A 21680-nucleotide genomic window follows, 5' to 3' on the forward strand; every position below is an offset into this window, starting at 1 on the left:
CTGTCAATTCAATGCTTTATACTTATCGACATTTTAGTAATTTTCTTTATTTTATTAATGAATCGATGCCTGACCTAATAAATTGGTTAATAAAATGGCCAGGGGTGCAAATAAGTCGCTGATTTTATGTGATGGAACATGAGATTTCATAGTGTTAAAATACTTCTATAATTGAGAATATTTAAAATTTCAGTGCCAAAAATAGTGGCCGTTGGTTGATTTATCTATGACGTTTTATTCAAATCGCTACCTAAGAATTACTGCTACCATCATCGATTTATGCCTGTGCTTATTTATAAGTTATGCTCTACTTGGTAGTGAATTTATCTTATCCATTACAAATGCTATTTTTTCGATAAAAAATCTAAGCGCTTCACTACAGCATCTCTATGTTTATCTGATGACGTATTTTCTCTACGTTTTCTATTGCTCATTATTTTTCAGCATAACAATTGGACAATACTTTTGTGGTGTAAGGATCATTGCTAATACGGCCATGCAAAAGAGATTGGGTGCAATCATGCGCTTGATTCTCTTACCAGTACGCTTATTACTTGATGTTTTTGCAAAGGGGATTGAGTCTCCAATTAGTGTGAGGCTTACAGCATCCCGAATTACATATAAGTCAAAAGTAGTCTCTTATCTCATGGCCACAATCATCTGTGTTGTTGCAATTGGAGTAACTCCATTTAGTGCCTTAATGTATAAGCAACAATTGTTTAGCTCGCAGTTTGTTGATTTCGGCCTAAAAACTTTTGTTGAGGGTGAAATTACTGATTTTGAATCTTTTGCTGAAATTGGCTCAACATCTTTGGGATTTTCAAGTTTTACAAATTTAGATAATTCGAGATTTACAATTAGGCCTAGTTTTGAAATTAGAAAAGTTGATTCGAAAACGATTTATCGTCCACTAATTTCTATTTGGGATACGAAGCTTAATAATAAGGGAATCTTTAAAATTTCTTCTCGCTTTGATCTTTATTCGTTGGTTAAGATTGCTCGTGATAATCTGTTTCTATTTGATCTGTATTATCCCGAGTTGAGTAAAGTATTGGAGTTATCAAAAAGGGGAGATGATGAACTTTACTATTTAAGTAGTAGAGCTAGTTTGGAGTTATTTGAATTGATTTCAAATGCATTTCTCGTTAACTATAAAAGTATTCCGAGTTTACTATTAAGGGGTCATTTTCAATTCCTTCCTTATCTTCAACTTAAGTTAGAATTAGAGAAGTTACTTGAAATAACTAATGATAATTATATCGACTTTATTAAAAGTGGTGAAAATATCCTGATTAGAAAAAAAGATTATTCAGGTGAAAATATAATTTACCGTGAGACTTTTTTCAGCCTTTCACTTCTAAGGCCTGTCGTTTATAAAAGCATTTGGGACAGAAACCTTGATAATGATAAAGCGCAAACTGCTTTTGCAAATGCTCTTTTTTTTAAAGCAAGATGGGGAGAGCAAGTAAGTGAACGCTTAGCAATTTGGGTAAAAGATCAGATTTTTAATCCATTGGCAGGTTTTGATCTTATCTCTAATAATTCACAAGTCGAGATCTCGAAAAACTACTCCCGTGGACTAGAGAACTACCTAGTTGAATATTACAAGAAAGATGCAATTAGAGCGATAGAGTCTGGAAATGATAATTATATTTCTAGTGTACGTTCGGCCTTACAGCGATTTGCATTAGTTTTTCAACTAGCAATGGAAAAAAATGTAAATTCTTATTCAAAGGCAACAATAAAAGGTTTTAATGATATCTTACTTGCTCTAAAATTAAAGGATGCAAAAATGCTTTCAGAATTAAAGAGTAATTCTGAAGACAAGAAAAAAGATACGTCAAAAAATACTAAAAAGAATAAAAGTAAGCGCAAACTCAAGCGTTAGAAGTAACAAAGGAAGTTGAGAGATGACATTATGGATGGCAGTCGTCTATGGAATTATTCAGGGGCTAACAGAATTTTTACCAGTTTCTAGCTCTGGACATCTCGCTCTACTACCTTTTATCTATGAGTTTAAAGACCCAGGTATTTTCTTTGATTTGGCCATGCACGTAGGGACTGCTCTTGCGGTTGGTATCTATTTTCATCACGATGTGAGAAGAATTGCTAAGAACTCTTTCTTATTTTTTATTCCCGGAAGAAGCTGCGATAACTTTACTAAGAACTTTATTATAGCAACTTTCTTCACGGGCTTTTTTGGCCTAATCTTAAAATCTACGGCCGAAACTTATGGCCGAAACGAAGTCTTTATTGCATTTAATTTGGCGTTCTTTGGTATTTTACTTTTTATTTCAGATCGAATCGGTAAGACGAATAAAAATATGGAAGGCTTTAGGGCATCTTCTTCAATTGTAATAGGCCTTTCGCAAGTTCTATCAATCTTTCCTGGTGTTTCTCGTTCTGGAATAACAATAACGGCAGCTCGATTTCTAGGGCTTTCAAAAGAGGATGCTTCTTCTTTTTCATTCCTTTTATCTCTTCCCTTAATCTTTGCCGCATTCTTATTAAAGTCTTACAACTTGATTGGCAATCCACAAGACGCTCAATTTGAGGTTTTAAATTGTGCTATTGGCGTTCTTGTTTCTTTTCTTGTAGGCCTTGCGACAATACATTTCTTTATGAAATTGATTAAGCGAATTCAATTCAGCTACTTTCTGATCTATCGCTTAATCTTAAGTGCTTTAGTTTTTTATCTTCTCAATTGATTCGTCGATTGAAATTCTTGGAGAATAGCCAAAATCATTTAATGCGTTATTGTGTTTAAAATAATGAGATGTTCCCATTTGAAGTGCCACAAATCTTGTCATTGCCGGTTGGCCATCGTATTTACCGATTAACTTATAGATGAACTCACAAATTGCACCAATAATGTAGACTATCCTTAATGGTACTTTCTTTGTTAAAGGAGCAACTCCTTTTGCCATAAGTAGTTCATTAATAAAGTGCCATAGATTTACTGGTCGCTCTTGACCAATAAAATAGGCCTTACCTTTATTCTTGGCCTCTCCAACTAGCTCATTTAGCGCCATTACATGCGCATAAGAGGCATTCTCTACATAATTAATATCGACGAGATTATCTCCATGACCAATTATTTTTAATCGTCCACTCTTGGCCCTTTCAACTAGAGTAGGGATGATATTCTTGTCTCTTTCTCCGTAGATTAAATGAGGGCGAATTGCTGTTGTTAGAAGATCTTGAGTGTTTGCTGCAAGGACAAGCTTTTCCGCAATAGATTTTGTCCTGGCATATTCATTCAAATAATTTTCTGGATATTCTAAGGCTTCATCACCATTTTTTATTTCATCTTTTCCAAAGACAACACTTGGGGTACTCGTGTAGACAAGATATTTAACGCCTGCTTCTTTCATTGCTTTTAAAAGATTTTTTGTTCCTTCAATATTAATTCTTTCAAAATCTTCTTTTCTTCCCCACATCCCAACTTTTCCGGCAACGTGGAAAACAGCATCGATTTCAGACAATGCGTTTCTGATATCTTGATAATTGGTAAGATCTCCTTGGTGTGTTTTTATACCCAGCTCTTTAACTTCATCAGTTTCACGTCTAGAGAAGTTAAATACATCATGACCTGCGGCCAAAAGATCCTTTGCTATATGATAGCCTAAAAAACCTGTTACACCTGTGACGAGTATTTTCATTTAATTACCTAAGTTTTCCCTGTTGTGCCATTTGGGCCAGTGCTTTGCGATCAATTTTTATATTATGTCTAATATCTACTGGAAATTTAGAACAGATGTAGATCTCATCTATATCTTTAGTATGACTATATTTATTTGCCATAATCTTAAGCTCTTGCTTAAGGCGTGATTTATTAAGAACTCGTCCTTTCGGTTCAATACTCAGGGCAGGACGAACACGGTTATTTCTTAAAATCCAAATCAGTGCCGATTTATTTACTTGAGGGTGCTTATTGAAAATCGCTTCCGTTGAAATAGGGTAGTATGTCGTAGCGTGGGCCTTTACCTGATGGGCCTTTCTTCCATAAAACCATACACGCCCTTGTGCATCTATCTTTCCAAGGTCTCCCATTCGGTGCCAGAATGTATCACCATCATAAATTTTAGCTTCTCTCGTTTTGTTTGGAAGCTCATGATAGGCCGCTGTCGCAGTTTTTGTACGAACAATAATTTCCCCAACAACACCTTTTGCTAATTGCTTAGTATCTTGAATGTCTTTGATAACACCATCAACATCTTTAATGATTCTAATTTCGACACCAGGACAAGGTAGGCCTATACAAGTTCCACCACCTTGTGCCGTCTCAAACTGTGTGTTCGTTAAGACTTCTCTTCCATTAAAGCAGCTCACAGGCAAACACTCAGTTGCTCCATAAGGTGTATAAGTGTCAGCATCCTCTCGTTCAAGGCGAGCGATTAGTTTTTCATGGACTTCATTTCTAACTGGCGCTCCAAACATGACGACATATTTCACCGTCTTTAGTGTTTGATTGGTTTTCTCTAGGTAGTCCCCAACGCGCTCCCAAATTGCTGGTGAGCCAGCAATGAAAGTGGCACCATTATCATTAATATTCTTAACAAGTGCTTCAGGATTACATTTTGCAGGCTTGCTTGGGTTCATATCTGGAATGACACTCGTCATCCCCATCGACATTGTAAAAAATGAAAAGAGGGGAAAGCCTGGTACATCAACATCTTCAGGTGTTAAGCCAAAGAGTTCTTGTAAGACATCAGTTTGACGATTAAAGATCTCATGAGTGTATTCTACACCCTTAGGTCTTCCTGTTCCGCCTGATGTAAAAAGAATTGCTGCAAGATCAGAATTTTCAACTTTCTCAGTATCATATGTTAGCTGATCTTTTTCTTTTAGTGACTTGATTGTTGTTAAATGTGAAAATAGCTTACCTTCAGTCGTAAAATATTTTTTTATACTTTTGAAGCTATCCTTTTTAAACATTCTTAGGATATGAACAATATTTACTGCAATTAGGTAGTCAGGTTTTGCATCTTTAATCGCTTTAAAAAGGTTTTTAAGTCCCATTCCAGGGTCAATTAAAATTGGTATTGCTCCAATTTTAAAAAGTGCAAATGTTAGGGCAGGAAAGTCAAAAGATGGCCTTACAAATAAAAGAACCTTGTCTCCTTTTTGAATTCCTTCCTGGTTTAATGCAGCTGCATAGTGAGAGCTTAATTGATTAAATTCTTTAAATGTCAGCTCATCATAGTGATAACCACTACCTGTTTTTTTAGGGAATTTTAAACAGATTTTATCAGGCGTCTTTTGGGCCCAATTTTCGATCCTATGCGCGATATTCATTTAAGAAACCTTTTATTTCCTTAAGACAATTTTCTTTCTCATCTTCAATCACGTAGTGGCCAGCATCTTGGTATACTACATACTTGCTGTCAGGGTAAAAATCTTTCCAACGCTTTAGGAAATCCATATTAAAACAGAAGTCTTGAGCTCCCCAAAGAAACATCTTAGGGCATGTTACATTTTTCAAATTGTCTTCAATTTGAGAAAGCTTCGAATATGTTGGATGTTTACTTGATAAAGGGATATCCTTTACAAAGCGAGCTGTCGCAATACGATTTGCATAGTTATTGTAAGGATGAAGGTATCCTTCTTTAATATGCTTTGCTAAAGGCTTTGTCGTCGTCATAAAAGTTGCAGGCCAAGCGAATGCATTAAATGCACGCACCATTGGCTCTCCAATTACAGGCAGCTTACAAAGGGCAATTCTTTTTGGAATATCAAGAGATCTGAATGCTGCTGTATTTAGTAAGATTACACCAGTTACATCTTGCGGGCGTGATGTTGCAACACCCATTCCAATCGCACCACCCCAGTCATGAACAAGTAGTTTAAATTTTTTCACTCCCAATTTATCTAGGAGAGTCAATACATTGTTAATATGATTTTCTAATGTATAGTCATAATCTTGTGGCTTATCTGAAAGTCCACAACCAAAATGATCTGGAACAATACAGCGGTATGTATCTTTTAATTCATTTACAATATTTCTGTAATAGAACGACCATGTTGGGTTTCCGTGAAGCATAACAATGACTTCAGCATCTTTATTTCCTTCGTCTAGATAGTGATATTTCTTATTCTCAATTTCGATGAAGTTACTCTTATATGGATATTCTGTTTTCCAGTTCATTACCAACTTACTCCTAGTACTGAGCATGATAGCCCAGACCCAATGCCTACAAGGGCAATTTTCTTACCTTTTTCAATTCCTTCAATGTCATTCATCTTTGCAAGAGTGATTGGTAGTGCGGCAGAGCCGGTATTTCCCAATGTATCAAAGGTATCAAAAGTTTTATGATTAAGTAGACCAAGTTCTCCCAAGACTATTTCTTTGTGGGCCTTTCCTACTTGATGGCCAATCACAATATCAATCTCGTCTTGATTAAGTCCTGAGTCAGTAAATGTCTTTTTTGCAAGGGCCTTTCCATACTTTAGTAATTCCTCTGAATCCGTCTCCATTACTAAAGATTCTGGATTCCCATCACCTTGACATAATTTATTTGCCGCTGAATCACTACGATTTGTAATAGAAGTAATTCGCGGCGCACTTGGTGCTTCGCTTTTGTGAGCAAGGCAGTAGGCGACACCTGCTGAACCAATTGTTAAATTTGCAAAGAATTTCTTCACAGACTTTCTTGTAATTGACTCGTCTTCATTTAAAGTTTTGATAGTATTTTCTAATAGAGGAGCGCTGTTTTCTCCCGAAACAATAATGGCCCTTTTAATCGCACCTGTTTCAATCATATTGGCAACCACTTCCCAAGCACTCACCATTCCAAGACAAGCATTTGAAATATCAAAGAGCATGCACTCGCTAGGCATCTCTAAATTTGAGTGTATTACTGATGCTGTTGATGGCTCAAGAAAGTCACGACATACACTTGAGTTGATAAGAAGATTTACATCTGCTTTTTTAATTCCTTTCTTAGATAATTTATCTAAGAGTTTATTTGCAGCTTCTGTTGCAATTGAACTTGGCCTAGTTGAGTTAGGCCAAAAACCACGTGATTTGATTCCCGTCATAAGCTCAAGCCTTCCTTGTGGAAGCTTTAGTCTCGTGTAAAGAGGTGAGAGCAGCTCTTCAAGTTTATCACTTGTTAGAACCTCTGGCGGTTCGATGTATGCATAGTCTTCTATTACAACATTATTATATTTCATATGGTGCCTTTTATTCCATTAATCCATGTAGGTTTGCCATGGAAATTCCACTTAGCATGGATCCGATAATCCCAAGGAAGCCTTGATCCGTTCCGCATAGATAAAGTCCTTCAACTGGAGTTCTTCCATCTCTTAGCTTATCTGTTGATCCATATACACATCCACGAAGGTGTCCAGTGTAGCGCTCAATTGTATGTGGAGTGAAAACATCTTTGAATTTCACATCAAGTGAGGCATTTGGATATATATTTTTTAAAGTTTGAAGTGATTGCTCATAAACTTCATTTTTCATCGCAAGGTAGGCCTTGCGATCTGAGTTTACTAAATCTTTCCATTTTTCATAATTTGCCATATAGGTAAGGCGAATAACTCCCTCATCACTATCATCACTTGCAAAATTATTTGGAAAGCAGATTACGGTACTTTTATTATCGATGAATTCAGTAGGCCCGCGATACTGATAATCTTCTCTCTCATTATAGAAAAGAATAGTATCATTCATGTCAAAGTCTTTTGGTCGCTCATCAAGACAAAGAATTGTTTCACAAAAAGTCATCGGTCCTACTGCAACCTTTTGTGCGCTTTGACCTTCTGTAATGGCCATCGTTTCTGGATGTCCCATGCTTGAGATAACCTTGTCACACTCTAATACTTCACCATTTTCAAGAGTTACACTCGTTACTTTATCTGAGTTAGTGTTAATGGAAGCAACACCTGCACGAAAACGAAGTTCTCCGCCAAGTCCTTCATACTTATCAAGTAAGAGGTTAATGATTTTTCTAACCCCACCATCAGGTCTTGCAAAACCTTCAAGGTAGATACTCTTAAACATGATAACAAATTGAGAGAAATCCATATCATCTTCCCATGCTGATCCGTAAATCAACAGCGGAGCAAAGATCATGGAAATTAGCTTTTCATTCTTAATATATTTTCTGGCAACATCTTTTGCCATATAAGTTTCATTGTTTAGGGCGACTTCGTTGAAGTCTCTAATATAGGCAACAAATTGATTAAACTCATCAATTGATGCTGGAAATTTGTCTGCAATTTCTTGCGTAAGAACTGCAAAGTCATTTGTAAATGTCAGTGTTGTCTCAGGGAATATAATCTTTGATTGTTTCTGTTCAATAAGATCAAGTTCTGACCAAGGTATTCTTAGTTGTTTAAGAAGTTTTGTTAGAGGTTTTCCTCTTTCTCCTCTGGTCGCAAAATTTGTTAGGGCATGAAGGCCAACATCGAAATTTCTTTTACCGCGACGGTAGTAAGAATTTAGACCACCTGAAATTGAGTGCTTTTCTAGGCATACTACTTTCTTGCCAAACATAGCAAGGCGAATGCTTGCTGCAAGTCCACTCATTCCAGCGCCAATTACAATTACATCATATTTTTGTGTCATAGTTTTTACTTTATAAAAGGGCCACGGTTGTGGCCCTTATTAAATTTATTGAAATTTTGGTGTTAGGTAAGCAACACAAGAGTTCATTGAAGCTAGCTCAGGGTAATCTTCTTGAGGTACTTCAATTGAGTGTTGTTTCTTAAGTTCCATTACGATATCAAGGAAGTCCATTGAATCTAGGTCTAGTTGATCTCTTAGTGGAGTTGCATCATCGATTGAAGTTACATCGTCATCAACTGCAATGTCTGCGATAATATCAACTACGATTTGTCTTACTTGTTCTGGTGTCATATTTTTCTCCTGTGATAATTTAAAGTTAAGCCTTAGCTTCGTATTTTTTTATAATTAAAGTTGAATTAATTCCTAACATCCCAAATGAGTTGTTAAGGATATATTTAACGTCTTTCTTTAGTGGTGCTTCAAGTACAAGCTGATCCATTGCACACTCAGGATCGATTTCATCAATCTTGTGACATGGGTGTACTAGGCCATCTTCAAAACTAGGTAGGTTCCCTGCAAGCTCAAGTGCTCCGGCCGCACCCATTGCATGACCAATTAAACCTTTAGTGCAATTTACTGCAACTTCTGGTGCATCTTTAAAAGCTTCTTTTATTCCTGCTACTTCTTGGATATCACCCATCTTTGTACCAGTTGCATGAAGGTTCACAATATCGATATCATTAATTGTGATACCTGCTTTTGCTATTGCTTTGTGGACACATTCCATCTGGCGCTCAGGATTAGGAAGAACAAAGTCTGTTGCATCACTATTTGTATGATAACCTGCAACTTCTCCGTAAATCTTAGCTCCACGAGCTAGAGCATCTTCTAATCTTTCTAAAGTGTAGACACATCCACCTTCTGAGATAACGATTCCATTTCTATTATTATCAAGTGGGCGCGAGGCACGCGTTTGATCTTCTGGAAAATCTGCTAGTGCACCTTGTGCTTTGAAAGATACATGGTTACCAAATGAGTTCGATGACTCTGAAACTCCACCAGCAAGTGCAAGATCAACTTCTCCAAGTTGAAGCATTTGAACTGCTTGAATTAGACCCATATTTCCTGCCGCACACGCAGCTCCAATTGTATAGTGAGGTCCAGTAATTCCAAGGTTTAGTGAAACTTCCCCTGCAGGATTATTTGCAACTGTTCTTGGGTTATGGTGATGAGTCCAAAGCTCAGGCTTTTCTTCATTGTTTTTATAAAATTGGAAAAGCTCTTCTTCAGTTTCAACAGGTCCGTGCTCTGTAATACCTAAGTAAATACCAATTCTTGATTTATCAAGTGTTGCAAGATCAAGTCCAGCATCATCGAGCGCTTCTTTTGAGCAGTAGACAGAGATTCCACCGACGCGAGTTCCACGTTTTCTCATTTTTCCTTTTTGGTGCTTTCTTTCGTCAAAGTCACATTTTCCTACAGGGATCTGGCCCATAAAACGTACTTCTTCATAAGTGATTCCCGACTTTTGCTCTAAAAGAGCGCAGCGGAATTCATTTAAGCTATTTCCATTTGGTGCAGTAAGGCCTACACCCGTGATGACAACACGAGATAAGTTCATTCATTAACTCCATTATTACTATGTTTTTCATTTTCTATTTTTGAAACAATATTAAGGAAAGAGTTCCTTAAACCAGATGTGATCCCTGACTTTATTTGATTAATATCTGTCAGTGAGTTCTTTAGCACTTTAGTGACCATTGGAAATTTTTCAATGGCCATATAAGGATTATCGAGCTCCTTGCTAATAGAGATGATAAATTCACTTAGAGACCTAGCAAATCGAGTCGTTGTTAGGATGTTAGTTAAGCGCTTCTTTCTTTTTTCATCGTGAACAAATTTAAGAGATTCTTGTGTGATATTTTCAAATTCTTCGATTATTTCGAGCTCACGCTTCTTTACGATATTTGAGACAATATTGATGGCATCATCATTGGCCTCATGTATCTTCATACGTTTAATTTCTGGGTGATCATGAGTGATGATCATTTTATAAGTCGCAAGAGTCTTTAGAGCACTAGAGACTGCAGGCTGAGATAAGCCTAAGATTTTTTCAATTTCATCAGAAGCTAGTGGCCTAGATGAATAGACAAGTACACCAAAGATGGCACCTTCAATTCTTTTAAAGCCAACTTTTGAAAAAAATGCTTCATAATGAGGTAAGTACTCAAGTAGCTTCTTTTCAACAATCTCAATGTCCATATCAACAGCTTCTTTCATCTTGAAATAACCTTTATATTTTAAAAATAAAATATAAGTAATATTGTCTAAGTGGTCAATCTTAAAAGGATCCTAAATCTTTATTGGTGTGCACAGTGTCTTTATTTTGCGATGCAAGGTGCATCTTGGACCTGATATTTCTAACAGTTTCTTAAAGCACCAGTAAATAATCCAGTTTAGGGCCAATGTGGTACTAAAAACATCAACTTTATGAGACAAAAGTTGGCATGAATCTTGAACTAGTTTCATTATTCTAATTTTAAAATCACGAAGATTTTATTAATGACTGGCCTTGCTGAATAGCAAAGGTTTCAATTTTTTTGAGGGAGAGTATAAATGAAAAAATTATTAGCGGTTGCAGCACTTGGTACGTTACTTGTTTCTTGCGGTGGGAGCGGAGGCTCAAGTTCATCGTCTACTTATGGAAGATACACTTCTCCATATGTGACAGCACAAGGTTTTGTATCGGCACTTAATAGTGTTGATCCTTATTACTATGACCTAAACACTCTTGAGAAGGATCAGTATGATTCTCTTAGAGAAGATTTCTTTGTTTATTTCGATGCTAAGTATAATGAGTTCGTAGCAGTCGATATTACATACCTAAGAACACTTGCATATTGGGATTACTATTCGAATAACCAAGGTTTAGCTGATGAGTTCCGTGACATTCAATCAGATGATGCTTGGGACTATGGAATTATCGGAGACGGTTTTGGTGATAACTACGAAATCGTTGATTATGTAGGCTCTGATGTATTTGGTGATCCAGTATTCCAAGGTTTCGATACTGGTTACTACTATGAAGATGAAGAAGAGACAATGGATACAGGTCTTATGGCCGCAAATGATGAAGAACTACAGATGTTTAATAAAGCATCTCTATACTCACAGGCCTTCAAACTTCCTGCTGATAAAGCACTCTCTCTAGTAACAATGGAAAAAGAAGTTAAAAAGATGCTAGATAACGCTAAAGACGGTGAGCTTCTAGAGCAAGATCAGCAAGCAATTGCAAACAATATCAAGCACTTTACTGGTAAATCAATCGAAGAGTTCATGGCAGCTAAAAATGATCTAAATGCACGTGAACAAATCATTGATGATGTAGCTGGACACTTAGGAACAACGACTCAAAATATCGAAGACGTCATTCTTCCAGAGCTACTTTCAATAGAATTATAAGTCATTGAAATTATATCCAAATACCACACATTTAAGAGGGCCTGAATAGGCCCTTTTATTTTGAACTTGTACATCGCTTAAACAGCACTTGTAGATCTTTCAAAAGATCGGTCTCATGCGCCAAATATTGTTATTTTATAACGTAATGAAAATATTAAATTTAAGTATATTGATTTTACTGATCTCGATCTTAACGGCCAAAGTTTACGCTGCCGATGGACTTGTTGCCATTAATGGTGAATCACTTCCAGCAGGTGATCTTTATAGTATTGAATATGGGCCAATTGATTCAGAACAAGCATATGAGCTTCAGGCCGAAGGAGTTGATCTTTCAACACTGTCTCCCGTTTTATCTAATCTTTGGAATGGAGCCAATAATTTCTCCGATTACAAAGATGATCTGAACTTACCAATTAACGACTTTGAAACTTTGAATTTTTCTGGTGTGATTAGCTCTCCTGCGGGAGTTTTGAGGTTTAATGCACAAAATGGAGAAGGAAATTTTCAGGTACATTTATCTAAAACACTTCATACGATTCTTCTTAGAAAGAATATGCTTAGAAGATTAGGTTATGTTGTTCCAGCTTCGAAGTATCTTAAAAATATAAGAATTAACTTCAAAGATGAAAAGCAAAAAGATTACTTCAAAGATGTTGAGCTAGTAATTAAGTTGGGTGCTTCTTATAAAAACTGGCTAGTTGAAGAGGGAAGTGATTTTCTTGTTTTAAAAGATATCTTTGTAAGGCAGCCTAAAGAAGACGATTTCTATGATGTTGCTCTTACATCAATTAATGATACAAAAGACTTAAGAACACTAAGAAGTCTTATCGTGGTTTATTCACTTCTAAATCTTGAAGAATCGATTAATAAGTATTCTTTTAATTTTCTAAAAATAAAAAATGATCACCTACTTTTTGAGTATCCTAGTTCAACTGATTTCAGTGCTACTTATGATGATGTAAAATGGATTTCGCGATTAATCGGTGATCTTAATCGCCACGAGATTACCCAAGTCGTAAAGCAGTCACACTATCCGGCCGTCGTTGAAAAACTATTAATTGAAAAGATTATTGGCCGTCGTAATAACCTTATATCTACACTTAAGTTAAATGCACCACTTATTGAATATAGTAAGGATATTAAAGACCCTCTTGTTAAAGATGGATTTCTAATTCCACATGAATTTGAAGGTTACGCTGGCCAGTTTAGCTTCGGTGCTAGTAAGTCGCCAATGGATGATATTCCGGCCTTTCTCTTTTCTGAAGCGCAAAGTAGTACATTCAAATGGATTACGGGCAAAATTAGTGAAGGACTTAGCGCATTTGATCTATCAAAGGCCAAGGTTAAGTGGTTACAAGAAGATTTCCTTGCAAATAAAGACTACGCTATTGATTATTTTGCTGAACATGGAGAGTTTCCACCTCTACCTTTCTCATCTTGGAAGTCGCCAGTTGTTAGAGGAAATATTATATTTGGCCGAGACATCGTTGTTGGTCAAAGCCTTGGTACGGACAACTTTGTTCAGCTTGCTGACACAATTGGCTTCACAACAAACCTTGGCCTATTTATTGGCCTAGAAAGATTTATTTCTCAAACAACAGGTGGGTCAGTTTTTCCAAATATTGGGATTAATACAAGTTACACGCATGTAAGGCCAGTTCAAGACCTTAGAGTGGCCGTAAAGACTCCATATAAGAATATGCTAGTTGGTAAGACACTTCGTAATATTGAAGAAAAGCTTAAGCAGTCAATCAATATCTCAGACCTTGATAATGAAACGAGAAGAGAGGATCTTCACGCAATTTATAATGAAATTTCTCAGCAATTTGGTGTTGGTGAGTCCATTATTATTTCGACTTCAGTTGTACCTGATGTAACTCTTTCTCTAAATGCTCCTTTATTTGGCGTTGCAAACGGTTATGGTTCAATCAGTACAAAATATAAGGAACTTTCGAGAATTCATATTACAAGAAAGTCAAAGTACATGTTTCAAGTCTACTATGATGAGGCCAATGTTAGTGAGGTTAGGGCACGTGGTGGCCTTTCATATTTAATTCCAATTATTATGAGTGAAGCGGCCGCAATAAAGTCAAAGCTTGATTTAAAGTTTTATGAAATCAATATGGACCCTGAACAAGAAGATTTAGAATTTTCTAAAAATGCGGTTAAGTTCCTTTCTATTCTAAGAGATCGTTCTAATGAAGCAATGGGGCCAGAAGATATTCAAGTGTATAATCATTCAAAGGATTCTACTTTTAACCTAAATCTACTTTTCTTTGTTTCACGTACTTTAAAGTCTATTACAGAGCTTTTTGTGAAAATTAAGGATCAAGTCAATATTAAGTTAATATCATCGACTTATGGTGAAATGGATGGGATCGCTGCTGGAAAATTCTTAAAGAATATTGCCTCTTATCATCTAAAGAAATTTATTAATAATTTAGAAGTAAGCTTTGATAAGAGCTATATCCCTATGATTGAAGAGGCCAAGCACTACTATCAGAACCCAGGTAAAGAGCTTTTTGGGGCCGCAACGACTTATGAAACTAAGTTTGAATCTAAACTAAGTGATATAAATGCCAAGGCAAGCTTTGATAACATGAATGAGCTTTATCTTCACTATCGTAAAACTCATGAGAAAGCGATCATGAAGGAGAAGACAATTAAGAAGTATCTTAAAAAAGAGAATGAAGCTTTCAATCTTGATTTCTATACGCCTTCAGATGCGAATGATGCTGGTGATATGCACTTTGTTCGTCTTGAGAGTAAAATTCACTTCTTTGATAAGTCAGTTAAAAAAATTCTCTCAATTACATCAAGAGATTTAGATAAGATTTCCGAAAAAATGAAAGTAAGAAATTGTTTTAGAGGTGGAAATCGAGACAATGATAACTCCGGGCGAACGATATCTGAACAGCTACGTTGTGGCGACCTTGATCCTATTAAGAGTAAGCTCTATTGGTGTAATAAGTATTTAAATAAGGCAAAGACTGAAAAAGGCCTTAAGTGTCTAGCTCATGTTGGTCACTACTTTGCTAAATACGTTGATGCAAGAACTTTACTCGAATTTTTCGGTGAAGATAATATGTATATTGAATCTCAACTTTCTGGCTACCGTGTTGGAAGTGAGCTAATGACTAAGCCTATTGTTGGAAATTCGTATGGGAAGATTAATTCTCGAAATTTTGGTGGGCCAATTAATAAATTAGTTACTGTCCTTGGAATGATTAAGGCCGAAGTTTTAGGCCTTTGGTATAGGGAGACACTAAAATGATAATAAGAAATATAATGCTCCTTTTTATCATGTTATATGCTCTATCTAGTCAGAAGGCTTTTGCAGTAGATCTTTCTGGGAGACAGTGGAATATCAAAAATACTGGTCAGTCTTATATTAGGAAAATCTCTGAGCTTGGATTTGAAAATATAGAGGGTATAAAAGGTGTTGATGTAAATTACTTTACAGAGAAGCAATTAGCTTCATTTGGTTCTAAGAAAATTATCGTAGCGGTTATAGATACTGGTGTAGACGTTGATCATCCTGAGCTAAAAGACAATATTTGGAATTATCCAGGCTGTATCGGTAAGAGTGAGGAAGAGAAAAAGGCACTACCATGTCGTGGCTATAATGTTCTTGATGGAAATGGAAATGTTTCAGATGATATTGGACACGGTACTTTTGTGGCCGGGCTATTGGCCGCTAAAAAAGATGGGCTCGGCGTTGACGGACTCCTTCCTGAAAATATTGAAATTATGCCAATTAAAGCGATTACTAACTTTAGAGGCTTTACGCATGAGGGAAGTGTTGTTTCTAGCTATATTGCAAAGGCCATTGCCTTTGCCGTTAATAATGGTGCACAAGTTCTCAATCTATCACTTGGTATTCCTAAAGTCATTGAAACTCCACAGATAGTAAGTGCCATTGAATATGCACTTAAGAAAAACGTTATAATTGTAGCTTCAGCAGGAAATAATAATAAGAGAAGAAATATATTTCCATGTAATTACAATGGTGTTGTTTGTGTTGGAGGTTATGATATTCAGGGACAAAAAGTATCCTCGTCAAATTATGGACAAACTGTAGATATATTTGCTCCTGGAGAGAAGCTTGTTGGGACGATTCCATCTAGTATGGAGTCGACTGTACTACGTGTCGGAAATTATGATATTAAAACTGGTACATCATTTTCTATTGCTCATGTCACGGCCCTCGCTGCAGCAGCAAAGCTTAAAGAAGTTAAGACTAATAGTTATGAGTTTCTTGCAAGGCTTAAAGTAACTTCAAGAACTCTAGAGACATCAGAATTGAATTCTCCTGATTATCAACGTTTTCATAATTCATTTAATGAGATTTCTAATACTTTTCTTTCTCCTTTATTTCTAACAAAGAATATCGATAGTATTTCAGTTTCATTTGATAAGAATAAAAAGCCTTTCGCTAAAATGAGTTTTGATATTCATTCAAATCAAATTTTAGAAAATGTGGATATTTGTTTGTCCTCAATTGTCTTTGATCCCACAAGAAGTTGTAAAAAGAATAACTTAAATAAAGGCCTTAATCGAATAGAGTTAAGTTCTTATTTAAGTGGCCTAGATATTGAGAGCTGGCAAAATCTTCATTTGGAGCTCATTCATGATGGAGTATCTCTTTCTTCAAAATCTTTTGAAGCTCAATTCTTCATTCCACTACCTATTGTTGAAAGTAAGAAGATTTCTAAAATTGCAGCAGGTGCTCTTTTAAGAATCGCTCCAAATATTAAGAGTTCCCAACTTCAAAAAGTTATCGAGTTCAATGCTAGCAAGAGTGAACAGGACTATTTTGTTTTAAATAGTCGCTCATTAAAAAGCATATTCTACCTATCTGAAGAGAAAAAATCATTTGAGCCTTTTCAAATCAATTTCTCGCAAGACATAAAAGTTATTAGTGTCATGAAAGTCGATATGAATGTTGATGGTAAATTAGATATTCTAGTTTATGGAACTTCTGCTAATAATAGAGAGTATATTCTTGAGTCATTTGACTCAAGAGGTAGGCCGTTATTTGGCAAATATTCAAGCTGGAGCTTAAACGCGACTCAATTTGGTGGGCTTGATTTTAATCGTGGTAGGCCATATTTCAATTTTATCAAGGCCCAAACTAAAGAGTTGGGAACAGTCTTGGTTCCGCTTGTAAGTAAGGTATTTGAATTACCGCAAATTGATAATAATGCAGATCCAATTGATTTTATGAATAATATCCAAAAGAAAAGGCCATATTATCTTCTACCTTCTCTTGAAGAGGAAAAATTGAAGCTGCAGATTCGAACTCTAGAATCATATAAATTTGATTCTAAATTAAGAAAGATGCTCGATCTTCCATTCTTCAAAAAACTACAATTCGTATCTTATCTTGAACAAGATAAATCCTCTCAAAATAGTGGGCGAGTTAGGCTTGTTTACGCCGTTGGAGAAGTTACATTTAATGAATATTATGAAATCGTATTTGATGATATCGACTCTTTTACAATTGATAAAAAGGGAAGATCTCTCCAGATTCATCAATCTAATATTGCAACAATAAGATCGACGGCCAATGGTGATTTTATTGATGAGTATCTTATTACACGCCAGCAGGAGTTGAATAAACTCTCATTTAAGCTCTCTGATGGAGGAAGAACTCTTCGTTTCCAAAGTGACTGGAATGATCCTTTAGCTTCAATTCTGGCCGTCTATAAAGAAGATGAAGCCTACTCTGTTTACATTGAAGGTCGTTATCATATTCATTTAGTTGTTACTGATGGTAAAAAAATTATTAGAACTTCGAAAACGGCCATTAACCGTGAATCAAGTTTTCCGGGTGGGAATTTTTCTCAGCTCTTTCAAATGGGCCAAATCAGTCCGTCTCAAGGTGCTATCTATACTGATATGCAAAGACTTTTCGGTGATAATATTCGTTTGATTACAAGTGAAGATCAGAGTTTAAGTAAGATGCTAAAATATAATTATGCAGTACCTTCTCAATGTGCACTGATAGGGCACACACAAGTTGAAAAGTATATGCAAATAAGGCTTCATTGCCTTGGCCCTGATAATTTGTCATCTGTACTCATTTCAAATGGTGCAATTAATTAGTGAAAGGAAAGAAGAGTGTCGATAATGTAAAGATTTGATGCTCTTCACTGTTGCCATTTTCGCAGTCAAACTCTTCTGTAAATTCATCGATAAACTGCATGATCTTTTTCTTAGCATTTGAAAGCTCAGACTTTTTCACATTGATTAGAAAGTGTTCTAAGACCCTTTGTTCCTTTGGAAGGTAATAGCTGTCACTTGATAGTTCACAAATCTCTTTATGAAGAGGTAAGAACTGTGACATATCAAGTTTGTATTGTGGGGTATAATCTTTGTTCAGATAAATTTTAGAATTTTCTATATTGATGATTTTTGCACTCTTCATTTGTTTGATGATTTGTGCGTAATCTTCATGACCTTTATAGATTAATTTTTTAGAATTAAGATCTTTAATCGTATTAAAATCACTCCATTTAAGCATTTCTCTTAAAAGGGCCATTTCCCATTTAAATTCAACCTGTCGATCAGATCTTGTTACATCAGAAGTACGTTTTTCTACTATGGCCTTAAAGGTTTCTTCATCTCCTTTAGAATTCTTTTTAGCATCAACTAAGGTTTGAAAGAATTCGGCCTCTTTCTTATTGAGTTCAAGATTCTTAATGAGCATGGCCGTAATTTGTGGCCCTGGATGCCTTTGGCCTTTTATAATCATGGTTAGGCCTGAGACACTTGATATTCCAAGCTCCTTGGCCCAACGGCCAAATGTATACTTTTTATCGACTGCTTTACGACTTAGATAGATATCTTCTAAGTATTGACGATAATCAATATAGCTAAATAGGTCTATACCCCTAATTTCCATGGTTTACGTATCGACATCTCTTAGAAAACATTTAGTAAGTACCTAAATATATTACACACATACTTGATGAAAATGCTTGAATATAGGATAAATATCCCCATCATACATAAGGGACTGAAATGCTAAAATCAATTTTACTATCTATTCTTATCTCATTTAATACTTTCGCACTTATTTCAAGTGAGAACCCTTTCACGTACAAAGGAAATCAAATTGATATTGATTTTAAAACTGGATGGGGTGCTAAGACTGGTTGGGGTGCTGATGAAATTGAAGATATTGTAATCGATGTAATCAAAAGAGATTACAAGAAAGTATGTTTAGATGGACAGAAGTCAGCTTTATCGATTGCCGAAGATGAGCTGAAATTTAATATTTACTCTCTTAATAACTTCGATCAAGAAAGTCCTAGTGATAGTACAATTTATCTTTCTGTTTTTGTTTCAATGAAAAGTCGTTATATGTTCTCAGGTGTATTTGACAATTATCTTGTTAAAGTAGATTACGATGAGAATCTTGATCAGATTTTTATTAGTTATAGAAATGAAAACGGCGAAAATAATTCAATTAAATGCTTCTAGCTCTTTGAGCTAGAGGCGAAAGCTTATTCCAGCACCGATTGTCACACCACCTACAGATGAAACAGTCTCTGTGACAAGAGTATCCATTGAACTAGTATATAAAGTCGATATCCCGGCCTGTCCGTAGAAGCCAATTCTTGAGTACGGAGCAATCCTTATACGGCCACCAATATTATAACCATAGGCCATACCTGTTGCTTTTTCACCGAAGTTCTCTTGTTCAAAATCACCGGTTAAGATTGCACCAAAGTAGCCTTCTGCTACAAAGCTATTTCGATTAATGAAGCGATATTGGTACTGTAGTTCACCGAGAATGCTGTTGATTGAGCTATAAGTTGCGGAGGCGAAAAGATAGCCAAGAGAAATTTTAAAGCCATGGCGATGTTTTGGGTCTCTGTATTCAATCGCAAGATTTATACGATTAAAAGCAGGTGAAGTCTCGTTGGCATATTGTGCTTGAAAGCTATCCCAGTCAGTTCCAACTTCAAGTCTAGAATAGTCTAGCGAGAAGAAGCTATTTTCTCTTAATCTTTGAGCATCATTAGTGAAAATCGTTTTTACATCGTGGTCTGTTAATTCTGGAACGTGCTCGAGTTTAGTGCCATCTATTGAGTAACTAATATCATTAGTTCTCACATATGCAATCTTTCCTGATACAACTAGTGGTACAATCGTGCCTTGTTTTAAGTCATTGTCACCAACTTTGATTTTACGGCCACTTCGAATGTAGCCAATTGGTGCCGATAAATTTACATCAGCATAAACAATTGTTTGGCGTGATTTTGTCACAGCAAAACGATAGGCGAGAGAACTTAATTGAGTAAGAGAAAAAATTAACACTAAAAGTTTTTTCATATATCTATTATAATCAAAATAGAATTTTTGACTACATTAGTTTAGGATTATTTATGAGATTTCCAGGTAAGAGAAGATCAAAGCATTATTTCCCAGTAAGTGCTAAAGGTCGACTTTCTTTTGAAACAGATTTTAACCGCAAAGAAAATGTTTATATTGTTGGTATCGATCAACTGCTTGTTGATATCGAAGTCGACGCTTCATTTGAGCTTCTCGAAGAATTTAAGCTTAAGGCCGGAGAGTCTTATGTTCTATCAGATAAGGACGTGGAAGACTTGTATCAGCGCTCTTACGAAGAGGGAAGAATACTTGGCCAGTATGCTGGTGGAGCCGTTGGTAATACATTACATAATTACTCGGTATTGTCGGACGACCAATCTTTTGCTCTTGGAACAATTTGTGAAACGATTAAAGTAGGTGACTACGCCTTTAAATATATTTGTAGCACTTCTTCAAAAGTAGACTTTAGCTATCTTCAGCCGTGTGCTGGTAAGATGGCGAGGGCAATGTGTCTTATTACTCCAGATAAGGAGCGAACTTTTGCAATTGGTAAGGGGATTATGAATCAACTTACTGAAGAGTTTATTCCTGATGATCTTATTAAAAATTCTAGTGCATTACTTGTGACGGCCTTCTTATTAAGAGATCGCAATGCGCCTCTATTCAAGGCCACTCTTAAGGCCGTAAATATTGCTAAGGAAAATAATGTTCCTGTCGTTTTTGCTCTTGGAACAAGCTCTCTTATTGAAAGTGATACACACTTTTTCAAAGAATTCATTAGAGAGAATGTAAATGTTCTAGCGATGAACCGTGATGAGGCCCAGGCCCTTCTTGATATTGATGATCCACTTCTAATAGGAGAATCAATTTTAGATTATACTGATCTTGCTCTAATCACAGATGGGGAAAGAGGGCTTTATATTGCCTCTTGGGCCTGTCAGACAAGGGCCCGTGAAACAAAAGATAAGCTACATTCTAAGTCGATTGAAAATTATAACCAATTCGAATATTCACGTTCTCAGTTAAAAGTTGATTGCCAAGAGCCTATGAAAATTTACTCTCATATTAATCCTTTTATGGGAGGGCCTGAGAATATTGAAAATACTAATGGTGCAGGGGATGCTGCTTTATCGGCCATCCTTCACGATATTGCGGCCAATGTTTATCACCAAAAGCTGCTTCCTCATTCAATTAAGCATGACGGGAAATACCTTACTTATTCTTCGATTCACCAACTTTGTAAGTATGCTAACCGAACAAGTTATGAAGTTTTGAAACAGAAATCTCCTAGACTTTCTCATAACCTACCTGTTAAGGAACAAAGTCTAGAAGAGAGCTACTGGGATATGTAAGAAAATTT

General features: G+C 36.0%; 17 protein-coding genes. 7 read left to right on the plus strand and 10 right to left on the minus strand.

From position 1 onward, the window contains the following. Positions 1-226: 226 nt before the first annotated feature. Entirely contained in the window at positions 227-1888 is a 1662-nt protein-coding gene (locus tag ACMAYS_RS00830) for a hypothetical protein (protein ID WP_412462543.1), read from the plus strand. A 22-nt stretch (positions 1889-1910) separates the two neighbouring features. Then, entirely contained in the window at positions 1911-2708 is a 798-nt protein-coding gene (locus tag ACMAYS_RS00835) for an undecaprenyl-diphosphate phosphatase (protein ID WP_103217103.1), read from the plus strand. Here the strand turns inward: ACMAYS_RS00835 and ACMAYS_RS00840 are convergent. The 8 genes from ACMAYS_RS00840 to ACMAYS_RS00875 are packed head-to-tail and all read right to left on the minus strand — an operon-like array spanning position 2685 to position 10795. Then, on the minus strand, positions 2685-3662 hold the full coding sequence (locus ACMAYS_RS00840; protein WP_412462544.1) for an NAD-dependent epimerase/dehydratase family protein: 978 nt from the start codon (positions 3660-3662) through the stop codon (positions 2685-2687). The genes ACMAYS_RS00835 and ACMAYS_RS00840 overlap by 24 nt on opposite strands. A 4-nt stretch (positions 3663-3666) precedes the next feature. Further along, positions 3667-5298: a fatty acid CoA ligase family protein gene (locus tag ACMAYS_RS00845; RefSeq protein WP_103217105.1), complete on the minus strand. Its 1632-nt coding sequence runs from the start codon at positions 5296-5298 to the stop codon at positions 3667-3669. Continuing rightward, positions 5282-6148 (minus strand): alpha/beta fold hydrolase, encoded by an 867-nt coding sequence (locus ACMAYS_RS00850; protein WP_412462545.1) that lies wholly within the window; start codon positions 6146-6148, stop codon positions 5282-5284. The genes ACMAYS_RS00845 and ACMAYS_RS00850 overlap by 17 nt, the downstream gene beginning before the upstream one ends. Then, a complete protein-coding gene (locus ACMAYS_RS00855; protein ID WP_412462546.1) occupies positions 6148-7176 on the minus strand; it encodes a 3-oxoacyl-ACP synthase III in 1029 nt (342 codons plus the stop codon). Before ACMAYS_RS00855 ends, ACMAYS_RS00850 begins: the two co-directional genes overlap by 1 nt. Positions 7177-7186: 10 nt before the next feature. Further along, positions 7187-8575 carry a phytoene desaturase family protein gene (locus ACMAYS_RS00860; RefSeq protein WP_412462547.1) on the minus strand — a complete coding sequence of 463 codons (1389 nt, stop codon included), beginning with the start codon at positions 8573-8575 and terminating at the stop codon, positions 7187-7189. Between the two features lie 45 nt (positions 8576-8620). Next, entirely contained in the window at positions 8621-8866 is a 246-nt protein-coding gene (locus ACMAYS_RS00865; protein ID WP_103217109.1) for an acyl carrier protein, read from the minus strand. A gap of 25 nt (positions 8867-8891) precedes the next feature. Further along, positions 8892-10136, minus strand: a complete 1245-nt coding sequence (locus ACMAYS_RS00870) for a beta-ketoacyl-[acyl-carrier-protein] synthase family protein (protein WP_103217110.1) — start codon at positions 10134-10136, stop codon at positions 8892-8894. Further along, positions 10133-10795 (minus strand): GbsR/MarR family transcriptional regulator, encoded by a 663-nt coding sequence (locus tag ACMAYS_RS00875; protein WP_103217111.1) that lies wholly within the window; start codon positions 10793-10795, stop codon positions 10133-10135. Before ACMAYS_RS00875 ends, ACMAYS_RS00870 begins: the two co-directional genes overlap by 4 nt. A gap of 336 nt (positions 10796-11131) precedes the next feature. Between ACMAYS_RS00875 and ACMAYS_RS00880 the strand changes: the two genes are divergently transcribed. The 3 genes from ACMAYS_RS00880 (at position 11132) to ACMAYS_RS00890 (ending at position 18085) form a co-directional block, all read left to right on the plus strand. Then, the gene (locus ACMAYS_RS00880) at positions 11132-11977 is read left to right on the plus strand and encodes a hypothetical protein (RefSeq protein ID WP_412462548.1); all 846 of its coding nucleotides are present in this window, start codon (positions 11132-11134) and stop codon (positions 11975-11977) included. Positions 11978-12122: 145 nt separating this feature from the next. Next, positions 12123-15251, plus strand: coding sequence for a hypothetical protein (locus tag ACMAYS_RS00885; protein WP_412462549.1), 3129 nt, complete (start codon positions 12123-12125; stop codon positions 15249-15251). Next, positions 15248-18085, plus strand: coding sequence for a S8 family peptidase (locus tag ACMAYS_RS00890; RefSeq protein WP_412462550.1), 2838 nt, complete (start codon positions 15248-15250; stop codon positions 18083-18085). Before ACMAYS_RS00885 ends, ACMAYS_RS00890 begins: the two co-directional genes overlap by 4 nt. Here the strand turns inward: ACMAYS_RS00890 and ACMAYS_RS00895 are convergent. After that, on the minus strand, positions 18078-18884 hold the full coding sequence (locus ACMAYS_RS00895; protein ID WP_103217115.1) for a TIGR02147 family protein: 807 nt from the start codon (positions 18882-18884) through the stop codon (positions 18078-18080). The two genes, ACMAYS_RS00890 and ACMAYS_RS00895, sit on opposite strands and share 8 nt — an antisense overlap. A 119-nt stretch (positions 18885-19003) precedes the next feature. Here ACMAYS_RS00895 and ACMAYS_RS00900 point away from each other — a divergent pair, with 119 nt between their 5' ends. Continuing rightward, positions 19004-19465, plus strand: coding sequence for a hypothetical protein (locus tag ACMAYS_RS00900; RefSeq protein ID WP_103217116.1), 462 nt, complete (start codon positions 19004-19006; stop codon positions 19463-19465). Positions 19466-19474: 9 nt separating this feature from the next. Here ACMAYS_RS00900 and ACMAYS_RS00905 read toward each other — a convergent pair whose 3' ends face one another. After that, positions 19475-20320 carry a hypothetical protein gene (locus tag ACMAYS_RS00905; RefSeq protein ID WP_103217117.1) on the minus strand — a complete coding sequence of 282 codons (846 nt, stop codon included), beginning with the start codon at positions 20318-20320 and terminating at the stop codon, positions 19475-19477. A gap of 53 nt (positions 20321-20373) precedes the next feature. Here ACMAYS_RS00905 and ACMAYS_RS00910 point away from each other — a divergent pair, with 53 nt between their 5' ends. After that, positions 20374-21672, plus strand: coding sequence for an inosine/guanosine kinase (locus tag ACMAYS_RS00910; protein WP_103217118.1), 1299 nt, complete (start codon positions 20374-20376; stop codon positions 21670-21672). Positions 21673-21680: the final 8 nt, after the last annotated feature.

It is taken from the genome of Halobacteriovorax sp. RT-2-6 (assembly GCF_047085025.1).
GTDB lineage: Bacteria > Bdellovibrionota > Bacteriovoracia > Bacteriovoracales > Bacteriovoracaceae > Halobacteriovorax_A.

Bases quoted from the DNA above. Each gene is read 5' to 3' on its own strand.
- ACMAYS_RS00830 (WP_412462543.1), top strand. From the start codon at position 227: ATGACGTTTTATTCAAATCGCTACCTAAGAATTACTGCTACCATCATC.
- ACMAYS_RS00835 (WP_103217103.1), top strand. From the start codon at position 1,911: ATGACATTATGGATGGCAGTCGTCTATGGAATTATTCAGGGGCTAACA.
- ACMAYS_RS00840 (WP_412462544.1), bottom strand. From the start codon at position 3,662: ATGAAAATACTCGTCACAGGTGTAACAGGTTTTTTAGGCTATCATATA.
- ACMAYS_RS00845 (WP_103217105.1), bottom strand. From the start codon at position 5,298: ATGAATATCGCGCATAGGATCGAAAATTGGGCCCAAAAGACGCCTGAT.
- ACMAYS_RS00850 (WP_412462545.1), bottom strand. From the start codon at position 6,148: ATGAACTGGAAAACAGAATATCCATATAAGAGTAACTTCATCGAAATT.
- ACMAYS_RS00855 (WP_412462546.1), bottom strand. From the start codon at position 7,176: ATGAAATATAATAATGTTGTAATAGAAGACTATGCATACATCGAACCG.
- ACMAYS_RS00860 (WP_412462547.1), bottom strand. From the start codon at position 8,575: ATGACACAAAAATATGATGTAATTGTAATTGGCGCTGGAATGAGTGGA.
- ACMAYS_RS00865 (WP_103217109.1), bottom strand. From the start codon at position 8,866: ATGACACCAGAACAAGTAAGACAAATCGTAGTTGATATTATCGCAGAC.
- ACMAYS_RS00870 (WP_103217110.1), bottom strand. From the start codon at position 10,136: ATGAACTTATCTCGTGTTGTCATCACGGGTGTAGGCCTTACTGCACCA.
- ACMAYS_RS00875 (WP_103217111.1), bottom strand. From the start codon at position 10,795: ATGAAAGAAGCTGTTGATATGGACATTGAGATTGTTGAAAAGAAGCTA.
- ACMAYS_RS00880 (WP_412462548.1), top strand. From the start codon at position 11,132: ATGAAAAAATTATTAGCGGTTGCAGCACTTGGTACGTTACTTGTTTCT.
- ACMAYS_RS00885 (WP_412462549.1), top strand. From the start codon at position 12,123: ATGAAAATATTAAATTTAAGTATATTGATTTTACTGATCTCGATCTTA.
- ACMAYS_RS00890 (WP_412462550.1), top strand. From the start codon at position 15,248: ATGATAATAAGAAATATAATGCTCCTTTTTATCATGTTATATGCTCTA.
- ACMAYS_RS00895 (WP_103217115.1), bottom strand. From the start codon at position 18,884: ATGGAAATTAGGGGTATAGACCTATTTAGCTATATTGATTATCGTCAA.
- ACMAYS_RS00900 (WP_103217116.1), top strand. From the start codon at position 19,004: ATGCTAAAATCAATTTTACTATCTATTCTTATCTCATTTAATACTTTC.
- ACMAYS_RS00905 (WP_103217117.1), bottom strand. From the start codon at position 20,320: ATGAAAAAACTTTTAGTGTTAATTTTTTCTCTTACTCAATTAAGTTCT.
- ACMAYS_RS00910 (WP_103217118.1), top strand. From the start codon at position 20,374: ATGAGATTTCCAGGTAAGAGAAGATCAAAGCATTATTTCCCAGTAAGT.